Here is a 6,762-nt window from a genome sequence, read left to right on the forward strand (position 1 = left end):
CGTTTTTTATAGCGTTGCAAATACGCATCGGCCCCCGCCCGGGGGGGGGGGGGCGGTTGGGGCCCCCCCCCCCCCGGCCCGGTCTCCCCCCCCCCCCGCGCGCGCGCCCGGCCACGGGCCGGGCGCCCTCCTGCCTCGTCGTGTTGAAAGGTCCCCCCAGGATGCGCCGTCTCGTGATGCGCTCGGTTGCCCCCGCCGCCCTGGCGATGGCGGCAGCCGCCGCATTGACCCTCACCACCGCCCCGGCCGCGCACGCCGTCGGCGAGAACGCCAAGTGCAGCGTCAACTGGACCCCGAACTTCGGCGCCACCGTAGTCCAGTTTACCGAGTGTCGAAGTGTCCGGGTCGGCTCTGAGCTGGAGCGATGCGTTGCGTAGGTGTCCGTGACGTGGTGGTGCCCGATGCCGGTTGCCCGCGAGCGCCGCTTAGCTGATCAGCGCGCCAGCGAGCACGGGCCGCCTGTCGATGTAGTCGGCGAGTTCTCCGCGACCAGCAGCACGACCAGCAGGCCCAGGGCGTAGACCGCGAAGATCGTGACGCTGATCCAGCCGCTGATCCAGGCGATGGAACTGGGGCTGACGGCCGACCAGTTCGGCCGGGACGTGCTGTACATCCACCCGGCCCTGACCGAGGTGGTCGAGCAGGCCCTCCTGGACCTGTAGTCCATGCCGGCTCGGCGGCGGACGAGCCCGTGCACGACGCGCCGTACCGGTTTCGCGCGGGTCGGGGCCGCAACCCCGCAGCGTCGCGGCAGCCGTCGGCTGTGACCGCAGCGGGCACGCGTCAGCTCGCGGACGATGCCTTCCGTCTGGCCCGGTAGGCGGCCACGTTGTTCCTGTTGCCGCAGGTCTCGTACGAGTGCCAACGCTGGGTGCGATGGTGTCCCGCTGGTCGGTGCAGCCGATCACGGTGAGGGCGTGCGCCGGGACGTGTGCTCACGCGGGTTGCGTAGCCCAGGTGTTCAGTCATCTCGGCATCCAGAGTCCGCTCCAGCACGGCTGGGGTGACCTCGGTCAGCAGCCTGCCCTCGTCCAGCAGGGCGGATCCGCAGGCGTCGGCGCGGTCCATCAGCCGCTCGACGACCTCGTCCACCAGCTTGTCCTCGACCGGCTCGCCGACCGGGGTCTCTTCGTTGTCGGTTTCTGTCCGCCCTGGCCGGCCAGGGGCCCAAGGCCGGGCCTCGGCCAGCCTGTCACATCACGGACTTACACGATCTTTCAAACACGCCCGTGCGGATGGGGTGTGGGCGGGAGGGCGAGTTCGGCCCAGATGGTCTTTCCGTCGGGCCGTTGCTGGCTGCCCCAGTGTTCGGCTAGTTGGGCGACGATGAACAGTCCGCGGCCGCCTTCGTCGAAGGTTCGGGCCTGGCGCAGGTGGGGGGCGGTGTTGTGGCCGTCGGAGACTTCGCAGATCAGGGTGTCGTGCCGGATCAGGCGCAGCTGCACGGGGCCGCCGCTGTAGCGGATGGCGTTGGTGACCAGTTCGCTGACGATGAGTTCGGTGGTGAACGTCAGCTCCTGCAGGTCCCATTCGGCCAGTTTGATTGAGGCAAGGTCGCGCGCACGGGCGACCTCGGCGAGGCCGTCCGACAGGTCCCACGCGGCGGTGTGCCTGCTGTCGAGTTCCAGGGTGCGGGCGATGAGGAGGGCGGTGTCGTCTCGGGGGCGGTCGTCGACCAAGGTGGTCAGGACGTGGTCGCACATGTCCTCCAGGGAGGGCATCGGCTCGGACAGGGCTTTCTTCAGGCGCTCGAGTCCTTCGTCCATCCCGATCCCGGGGGGTTCGATGAGACCGTCGGTGTACAGGGCTAGCAGGCTGCCCTCGGGCAGCTGCACTTCGGCTGTCTCGAAAGGGAGTCCGCCCACGCCCAGCGGAGGGCCGGTAGGGATGTCGAGATAGTCGGCGTCCGACCCCGGACGGATCACGGCGGGTGGTGGATGGCCGGCGCGTGCGGCGGTGCAGCGGCGCGAGACCGGGTCGTAGGTCATGTACAGGCAGGTCGCGATGACCTCCCCGAGATCCGCTGCGGCATCGCGGGCGCCCTGCTGCGGGTGGTCCCTCTCCGTTTGGAGCCGGATGACGATGTCGTCGAGGCGGGTGAGCAGTTCGTCGGGCGGTAGGTCGATATCGGCGAGAGTGCGTACCGCGGCGCGCAGCCGTCCCATGGTTGCCGAGGCGTGGATGCCGTGTCCGACCACGTCGCCCACGACCAGGGCGACCCGGGCCCCGGAGAGCGGGATCACGTCGTACCAGTCGCCGCCGACCCCGGCCTGCAAGTCCGCGGGCAGGTAGCGAGTCGCCGCTTGCACTGCCGGCTGTTTCGGGGTTGCTCGTGGCAGGAGACTTTTCTGGAGCGCGAGAGAGGTATTGCGTTCGTGGGTGTAGCAGCGGGCGTTGTCCACGCACACTGCGGCTCGCGCCCCGATTTCCTGCGCCAGGAGCACGTCATCGGCGTCAAAGGGCTCCCGACCCGGGGAGCGTGTGAACAGCGCCGCGCCGAGGGTTACTCCGCGGGCGCGCAGCGGGACCGCCAGTGCGGAGTGGGCTGCACCTGCGTCGGCGCCGTCTGGGCCGGCGGGCCAGTCGGAGGCCTCGGTGATCGACGCTGTCATGGCCTCGCCCGTCATCAGGCTGAGGGCTGGCACCGATCCCTCGCGGTAGGTGACGGCCTGGCCCGGCCATGACCGGTCCGCCAGTGGGGTGGGGGCCGATTGCCAGGCGGTGCGGTGCAGGGTGATGGGGCCGGTGTGGGGTCCGGGGACGGGTTCCTCGCCCTGGAGGACGGGAGCGAAGAGGTCCACGGCGGCGTGGTCGGCGAAGCGGTGGACGGCGACTTCGGTCAGTTCCTCGGCGGTTCGGGCCACGTTCAGGGTGCTGCCAACACGGCTGCTGGCCTCGCCGAGAAGCGTGAGCCGCTCACGGGCGATCATCAGATGCCCCAGGCGGCGTTCTCTGGCGATGCGGAGATGGCAGACGGTAAGGCTGATGCCCAACGCGGCCGCCAGCGCTGTGATGACCGTGATCCGGCTGGCGTGTCCTATGCCCTGGAGGAGGACGCCGTAGACGGCAATCGCGGCGGCCAGGTTAAAAAGACCCACGATCATGGTATGCCGCAGCGGCAGCAGAGCGCTGGCCACGACCGGGATCAGCACGGAGTACTCGGCTAGTCCCATGACCTGCAGGCCCGCGGCGGCCAGCGCCAGTCGAACGCACGAGACCAGCGCAACGCCGAGGAGTAGAACGGCAAAACTCCCACTCGGTCGAATGGTCACGCCCCAGGGCGGGTACAGCGGAGTACTGGGCATGATGTCCATACCTTTCTTCGTGGGTTGATCCGGGTCATGCGCGATCAACCGGCTCCGGGCCCGGCTAACGGACGACCAGGACACGGGCCGGGCAGAATGTATGGGTCCGTGCCGCCAGAACGCGCCGCGCCGAGGACCGGGAGAATCGGTCAAGTCGCCCGGGCCCAACCCGTCGCCAACTGCTCGCCGGGGTCCCTCGCGTCGGAGTGCGCCGCGCAGGACTGCTCGCCCAACAGGCCGCCGCTGTACGCGGCTGCCAGGTCTTCCTTCACGGCCAGTCGCGCGGTGGCGACACGAGGATCTTGACCGCCTTCTCGACTTCCGCGCCGGGGATCGGCTCGGGCCCGCAGCCCGTCTACGCGGCGCGGCGCCCCCGCGTGAACTCCGTCGCCGTCTCGGCCACCCGGCGGCCCAGGTGTTCGGCCGTGGCTGCATCGGACTTGTGCACGGCTTCCGGGCCCTCGTCCATGTTGGACTGGGCAGCCGCCCCCACGAACACACCGAGGCGGTTGAGGTCGTTCTCGGAGGCGGTGGAGCTGTTCCAGCCGGGGTGCAGACCGAGGCTGACCCAGTGCATGCCGTGCTGGCCGGCGAGGATCTGGAAGAACTGCAGGGTGTGCAGTTTGTCGCCGCTCTTCGAGGCGGAGTTGGTGAAGCCGGCCGCGAGCTTGTCGTGCCATGCCAGCCTGAACCAGCGCTGGGAGGTCGCCTCGGCGAAGACGTGGAAGGCACCGGACGCGGTGCCCATGTAGGTGGGCGATCCGAAGACGATCGCGTCGGAGCGGTCCAGCGTCTGCCACTGCTCCTCGGTGATCTCGTCCACCTTGATCAGGTGCACCTCGGCGCCGGCCTCGGCGGCGCCGGCGCGGACGGCCTCGGCAAGCACAGCGGTGTGACCGTGGCCGGAGTGGTAAGCGATGGACACGACAGGGGTGGTCACGATGATTTCTCCTCAAGGAGAGTCGAATGGCCCGAACGGGCACTTCAAAGGCGATACCCCCAGGAAAGCACCTTCCATTGGAAAGCGCCAACTGTTGGTTTGCGCTGCGATCGCGTATGCTTGCATCATGAGCGGTATGACCCAGGAGCAGGGCGGACTCGTGTACAACGTGTTCACCACGGGATGTCCGTCGCGCGGCACGCTGGAGCACGTCACGGGCCGCTGGGGCGGACTGACGCTCGGCGCGCTGCACGAGGGTCCGCTGCGCTTCAACGAGCTGCGCCGCCGCATCAACGGCGTCAGCGAGAAGATGCTGTCCCAGACCCTGTCCGCGCTAGAACGCGACGGCCTGGTGCACCGCGAGGCCCAGCCGACAAACCCGCCCCGCGTGGACTACGAACTGACCCCCCTGGGCCGCCGGGTCACCGACCGCCTGCTCACCCTCATCCACTGCGTAGAAGACGCGATGGACGACGTCCTGGCGGCTCGCGAAGAGTACGACGCCCGCCAGAAGTCATGAATCTCCAACGGCAGAACACGTAGTACACGCAAGGGTGTTGTTACGTTGTCGGGTGCGTGAACGTCTGACGGTGTGTCGGGGTGTGGTGAAGCCTGGCGTCGGGTCCTGGATCCTGCTGTGGGACGGTCGGCCACGCCGGTGATCTGGTCCCAGTGGGTGAAACGGAGGGCCATCTCGAAGTGGTGCTGAGCGACGGTCAGGAGTTGGCGTCGGGGCCGGACGCGGGGCGAGATGCCGCTGAAAGCGGCAAGGAAGCGCTCGGCCCGCGTCCAGGCTCGGGAAGTCGCCTGGCTGTAGGCCGCGCAACGAGGCGAGGGCATACCCGCGGCTCGGGCTGCGAGACGCATGCTGCCCGGGCTTGTCCTCGACCTCGACGCGACGCTGGTCACCTGCCGCTCCGAGAAAGATCAGGCAGCACCCACCTATAAGGTCGGCCTTGGCTACCACCCGCTGCTGTGCTTCCGGCCAACACTGGTGAAGCATTGTCCGGCGGGCCGCGGCACGGCAACGCCGGCGCCAACACTGCCGCGGATCACATCACGGTTCTCGACGACGCACTCGCGCAGATCCCCGACGCTCACCGACACGGCACCGACATCCTCGTCCGTACCGACAGTGCCGGATCCGCGAAAGCCTTCCTCGCCCACGTCCGCGCCCTGCGGAAACGAGGAATCCGCACCTTCTTCAGGTAGCAGATGTAGCGCCGAGATTGATCATGGTCTCTGAACTGGCCCGCGGGAGCTGGCCGACTCTTCCCGGTGCCAGTCCCAGATGGCCCCTTGGGGCCTGGTGGGGCACCGACGAAATGCGCCGATCAGGACCATAGAGGCCGGACCGTGAGCAGGGGTCAGTTGGCGGGCCGTGTTTCGGGAAGGGCGTGCTCGATCAGTACGCGGGCGGCCTCAAGGGCGTCATGGCGGGGGCAGGGGCTGTCGAGGGAGGTCTGCAGGGCGGTGGCGCCTTCGAGGAGGACGTTCAACTGTCGGCCCAGTTGGTCCGGGTTGGCGGCACCTGCACGGGCGGCGACGGCGATGAGCTGCTGGGTGATGCCGTTCTTGTGGTGGTGGACCAGTTCCTGCACGTCGGGCATGTGCCCTGCGGCTTCGACGGCGGCGTTGTGGAGCGGGCAGCCGCGGTTCGTCAGACGCCCTGAGGGTCCCGAGGTCGCCTCAGCGAGCATGGTGAACAGTGCCAGCAACTGGTCTTGGGGGGAGAGTCCCTCGCGGCTCAGGTTCTGTTCGATGCGCCGGGTCATTCCGGCCTCGTAGTTGCGCAGGTATTCCTCCACCAGCGCGTTCTTGGTGGGGAAGTGCTGGTAGAAGGTGCGCGTGGAGACCTCGGCGGTCTCGACCAGGCGGGCGATGCCGGTGGCGTGGATGCCCTCTTCGTAGAAGAGCTTCGCGGCTGCCTGCAGGATGCGCTCGCGCGCGCCCCGGCCGCCACGGTGCCGGATAGCGGCTGTGCTCTCTGTCTCCATGCCGCAAGTATAGCAATCGCTTTACTTCGTTGACTGGATGCGTTAGCTTCAAAGTACAACGATCGCTTTCCTCCTTTGGCATCGTGCGCACAGCGCCCGATTGGCACTGTCGCGCTGCACTTGCCTGCGCCGGTGCCGAAGCGAATCGCCCAGCCGCTTACCGGAGAGACCCCGTCATGCACATCAAGCCCTGGCTTCCGGCGAAACGAATATCGCGTTCGGTCGGGTTCTGGCTTCTGGCCGTCACGCTCCTTGCGCTCTTTGCCTCGACCAGCGCGTTTTCCCCGCTCCTGGTGGTGTACCAGCACCGTTGGGGCTTCTCGCCGACCATGCTCACCACGATCTTCGCGGTCTACGCCTTGGGCTTGCTGGTCGCACTGCTGACCGTCGGAGGGCTCTCCGACTACGTCGGCAGGCGGCCTGTACTCGCCGGCGCGCTGATCGTGGAGGCAGCGTCCATGGTCATGTTCCTCACTGCCGACGGTGTGGGGTTGCTGCTGGTGGCGCGCATCCTGCAGGG

The 6,762-nt window shown here is 68.2% G+C and carries 8 protein-coding genes and 3 pseudogenes; 5 read left to right on the top strand and 6 right to left on the bottom strand.

Annotated features, from left to right (window positions below):
• Nucleotides 1-161: 161 nt before the first annotated feature.
• Nucleotides 162-377, top strand: a complete 216-nt coding sequence (locus ACWDA7_RS49015) for a hypothetical protein (protein WP_450614217.1) — start codon at nucleotides 162-164, stop codon at nucleotides 375-377.
• Between the two features lie 156 nt (nucleotides 378-533).
• Complete coding sequence (locus ACWDA7_RS49020; RefSeq protein ID WP_450614219.1) at nucleotides 534-662, top strand: hypothetical protein; 129 nt, start codon at nucleotides 534-536, stop codon at nucleotides 660-662.
• 121 nt (nucleotides 663-783) lie between these two features.
• Here the strand turns inward: ACWDA7_RS49020 and ACWDA7_RS49025 are convergent, their stop codons facing one another.
• The 4 genes and pseudogenes from ACWDA7_RS49025 to ACWDA7_RS49040 all read right to left on the bottom strand — a co-directional run bounded on the left by ACWDA7_RS49025 (nucleotide 784) and on the right by ACWDA7_RS49040 (nucleotide 4,245).
• The gene (locus tag ACWDA7_RS49025; protein WP_450614227.1) at nucleotides 784-969 is read right to left on the bottom strand and encodes a CGNR zinc finger domain-containing protein; all 186 of its coding nucleotides are present in this window, start codon (nucleotides 967-969) and stop codon (nucleotides 784-786) included.
• Nucleotides 949-1,095, bottom strand: a pseudogene (locus tag ACWDA7_RS49030) (IS256 family transposase); the annotation flags it as partial. The pseudogene ACWDA7_RS49030 and the gene ACWDA7_RS49025, both read right to left, overlap by 21 nt.
• A gap of 122 nt (nucleotides 1,096-1,217) precedes the next feature.
• Entirely contained in the window at nucleotides 1,218-3,305 is a 2,088-nt protein-coding gene (locus ACWDA7_RS49035) for a SpoIIE family protein phosphatase (RefSeq protein ID WP_450614221.1), read from the bottom strand.
• A 355-nt stretch (nucleotides 3,306-3,660) separates the two neighbouring features.
• Nucleotides 3,661-4,245: a flavodoxin family protein gene (locus ACWDA7_RS49040; protein ID WP_311698534.1), complete on the bottom strand. Its 585-nt coding sequence runs from the start codon at nucleotides 4,243-4,245 to the stop codon at nucleotides 3,661-3,663.
• Between the two features lie 127 nt (nucleotides 4,246-4,372).
• Here ACWDA7_RS49040 and ACWDA7_RS49045 point away from each other — a divergent pair, with 127 nt between their 5' ends.
• Nucleotides 4,373-4,765, top strand: coding sequence for a winged helix-turn-helix transcriptional regulator (locus tag ACWDA7_RS49045; RefSeq protein ID WP_311698533.1), 393 nt, complete (start codon nucleotides 4,373-4,375; stop codon nucleotides 4,763-4,765).
• A gap of 113 nt (nucleotides 4,766-4,878) precedes the next feature.
• On the opposite strand, the pseudogene ACWDA7_RS49050 reads toward ACWDA7_RS49045, so the two are convergent.
• Nucleotides 4,879-5,028: pseudogene (locus tag ACWDA7_RS49050) on the bottom strand (IS6 family transposase); the annotation flags it as partial.
• Nucleotides 5,029-5,080: 52 nt separating this feature from the next.
• On the opposite strand from ACWDA7_RS49050, the pseudogene ACWDA7_RS49055 reads away from it, so the two are divergent.
• Nucleotides 5,081-5,421: pseudogene (locus tag ACWDA7_RS49055) on the top strand (transposase); the annotation flags it as partial.
• Between the two features lie 191 nt (nucleotides 5,422-5,612).
• Here the strand turns inward: ACWDA7_RS49055 and ACWDA7_RS49060 are convergent.
• A complete protein-coding gene (locus ACWDA7_RS49060) occupies nucleotides 5,613-6,242 on the bottom strand; it encodes a TetR/AcrR family transcriptional regulator (RefSeq protein ID WP_450614223.1) in 630 nt (209 codons plus the stop codon).
• A gap of 176 nt (nucleotides 6,243-6,418) precedes the next feature.
• On the opposite strand from ACWDA7_RS49060, the gene ACWDA7_RS49065 reads away from it, so the two are divergent.
• Nucleotides 6,419-6,762: MFS transporter (locus ACWDA7_RS49065; protein ID WP_450614225.1), on the top strand; the 344-nt coding region annotated here is incomplete at its 3' end.

The sequence above is a fragment of the Streptomyces sp. NPDC001156 genome, from assembly GCF_053598275.1.

Coding starts and splice junctions, on each gene's coding strand:
- ACWDA7_RS49045 (WP_311698533.1), top strand. CDS start 4,373: ATGAGCGGTATGACCCAGGAGCAGGGCGGACTCGTGTACAACGTGTTC.
- ACWDA7_RS49015 (WP_450614217.1), top strand. CDS start 162: ATGCGCCGTCTCGTGATGCGCTCGGTTGCCCCCGCCGCCCTGGCGATG.
- ACWDA7_RS49035 (WP_450614221.1), bottom strand. CDS start 3,305: ATGCCCAGTACTCCGCTGTACCCGCCCTGGGGCGTGACCATTCGACCG.
- ACWDA7_RS49060 (WP_450614223.1), bottom strand. CDS start 6,242: ATGGAGACAGAGAGCACAGCCGCTATCCGGCACCGTGGCGGCCGGGGC.
- ACWDA7_RS49025 (WP_450614227.1), bottom strand. CDS start 969: ATGACTGAACACCTGGGCTACGCAACCCGCGTGAGCACACGTCCCGGC.